The 2,623-nt window shown below is 41.0% G+C and carries 2 protein-coding genes; one reads left to right on the forward strand and one right to left on the reverse strand.

Annotation, left to right across the window (positions count from 1 at the left end):
• Positions 1 to 242: 242 nt before the first annotated feature.
• Positions 243 to 1,301, reverse strand: coding sequence for a transposase (locus QUA38_RS28445; protein ID WP_333167781.1), 1,059 nt, complete (start codon positions 1,299 to 1,301; stop codon positions 243 to 245).
• Positions 1,302 to 1,499: 198 nt separating this feature from the next.
• Between QUA38_RS28445 and QUA38_RS28450 the strand changes: the two genes are divergently transcribed.
• On the forward strand, positions 1,500 to 2,507 hold the full coding sequence (locus QUA38_RS28450; protein ID WP_333167784.1) for a zinc-dependent alcohol dehydrogenase family protein: 1,008 nt from the start codon (positions 1,500 to 1,502) through the stop codon (positions 2,505 to 2,507).
• Positions 2,508 to 2,623: the final 116 nt, after the last annotated feature.

Below are 2,623 nucleotides of genomic sequence, written 5' to 3' on the forward strand. Positions count from 1 at the left end.
CGATTAGCACCGCTCGACAATTATTGTAGTTATCTGAAGCCAATCTATTTAAAAATAACTAAGTATCGTCACGGATGAGTAACGAATACAAGGTCAGATCGCCGTGAAAGCGACAAGAGAGTTAACAGTTTACAAAAAACCTGGCAATACTTGACATTACCGAACTTTTTGTGTTTTTTTTCGTACAGGCTGAACCCGTACAGGTGAAATTGTAAACACATATATACTATTGTGTCACTCCTCTAAGGGGGTGAGTTTACGTTTACTTTTCTAATCATATTTAACGCTGCATTCACATCAGCATTAATTCGACTTTCGTTCCCAGACAGAAACCACTCGCGTTTACCGATCTTACCCTGGTAAGACTCTTGCTTACCGACAGGCTCTAAATCCTCTAATCTGCACTTATTTGTATAATATGCTTGTCTAACTATTACCTTGATACTGACTAACTCAGTTTTGCAAGTAATAATTTTTCTGAGCTGGGCATGAGGAATAATGGCAAAACTATGATGCTTTTTTTGTAAGTTTATATTCTGTTGGTTCCTCACATTGGTGGCAATAATTAACTGGATTATTTTCTCCTCACCCAACCGCTTGACAATCAAACTGCTGGTCTGATGAAGGTATTTTTCTAATCGCTTGTTTCGATTAAATGTGATTTGCTGGATTTGGCGCTTGGTGGATTTTTCCGGGTCAAGTTTTGACAGTAAAAATGCTCGGCGCTGATTGAAAACTTGATTGATTAGTTTGAGATGTTTTTTATCATAAATAGTTGAAGTAAATGTTGGCTTATTAGATGCCAAAGCGACGAGGTGATCAATCCCTAAATCTATACTTTCTCTAAGGTGGTAATTTAAATTCACCAACGTTACAGGCTTTTGAGTAGCAACCTCCAAAAAGTATAGTGCTGTTGCAGGAACTACCCTTACCTTTATGACATCTTGGGATATTGTAAAAATTATTAGGTCAATTTGAGATAAATGAAGTAGTCCATTTTTGGGGTTTACCCACCTTTTTTCTATGGATTGGTTATCAGGACTGACCAAGTTACGTGTAGAGATTTTATTTTGGTATTGCGGGATGCTGTGGAAGAATAAAAATCGAGGCATATCTTGGTCATAAGCTATTCTTGACTTTTGGCAATCATCCCAATCGTGAACAACTTGTTTGAGAACTTGATTGGTAATTTTAGCAGGGAATAATTGAGAGCTGTCTTTAGGTTTTAAGAAGGCAGATAACTGTCTGATAATTTTAGTGCCACCAAGTTTATCTCCCGAAGTAAAAAAGTGTGTCCTCATAAATATTTACCATGGTCGTTGAGATTGTGGGACAGAAATGATAAGTCATCGAACTGTTTATAAAACTGATGCTGACGAGCTATGTAAGGCCTTTCAACAACTATCATAAATTTTGGGATAAACGAATTTTTTTTTGTTGCTTTGCTAAGCAATATACAATAAAGTCTAGGGATGATCTGATCTAGTGTAACACCCATGATGAAAGCGATCGTTTTTCAAACCCCCGGCAGCCCGTCCGTATTGAAACTACAACATATCCCCGCCCCTACTATACAAACAGAAACTGAAGTTTTGGTAAGGTTGCGAGCGGCGGGTATCAATCCGATAGATACTAAGTTGCGATCGCGCGGCACTTTTTACCCCGATAAAGCTCCTCACGTTTTGGGGTGCGACGGTGCTGGAGTCGTAGAGGCTGTCGGTGCTGGTGTGCAAAGTTTCCAAGTAGGAGACGAGGTTTTTTTCTGCAATGGCGGTTTGGGCGGGTCGATCGGTACTTATGCTGAGTTTGCCGTTGTAGACGAACGCTTTCTCGCCCTCAAGCCTGCTGCTTTAAGTTTTTTGGAGGCGGCGGCGGCACCGTTAGTTTTAATTACAGCTTGGGAATCGCTGTACGATCGAGGGCGCTTGCAAGCCGGCCAAAAAGTGCTGGTTCAAGCTGGTGCAGGCGGTGTCGGCCACGTCGCGGTACAGTTGGCAAAGTTGCAGGGGGCAGAGGTTTGCACGACAGTTAGTTCTGCGGAAAAAGCCAATTTTGTCAAGCACTTAGGTGCAGATTCAGTTATTTTATACAAAAATACCAATGTTGTCGATGAGGTTTTGACTTGGACTCAAGGACAAGGAGTTGATTTGGCTTTCGATACAGTCGGGGGAGAAACTTTTTACCAAACTATTCCGGCTGTGAAGATTTATGGAGATTTAGTAACAATTTTGGAACCCGATCCAGCCTTGGGCAATTTGAAAACAGCGAGAATGCGGAATCTGAGAATTAGTCTGGAATTAATGTTAACCCCGATGCTGGAAGGTTTGGTGGAGGAACAGGAACAGCAGGCTCATATTTTGCAGAAGTGTTCTCGTTTGTGCGATCGCAGCTTGCTAAAAATTCACGTCAGCAAAACTTTCCCTCTCGAAGAAGCGCAAGCCGCTCACGAACTGTTAGAAACAGGCTCAGTAACAGGTAAAATAGTGCTTGAAATCGCGGGTGGTTAAAAATGCGGATGCTTAAATAAGCAATTCACAACTGATATCGGTAGTCCTAAACAAGTAATGATAAATTGTAGTGATGGATAAAATACCAAATCGCACCGATGTGATTATTTAATGAC

Source organism: Microcoleus sp. Pol12B4 (assembly GCF_036701385.1).
In the GTDB taxonomy this organism is placed as follows: Bacteria; Cyanobacteriota; Cyanobacteriia; order Cyanobacteriales; family Microcoleaceae; genus Microcoleus.

What these genes read in the sequence shown, in the direction of transcription:
- QUA38_RS28445 (WP_333167781.1), bottom strand. Translation starts at nt 1,301, where the DNA reads ATGAGGACACACTTTTTTACTTCGGGAGATAAACTTGGTGGCACTAAA.
- QUA38_RS28450 (WP_333167784.1), top strand. Translation starts at nt 1,500, where the DNA reads ATGAAAGCGATCGTTTTTCAAACCCCCGGCAGCCCGTCCGTATTGAAA.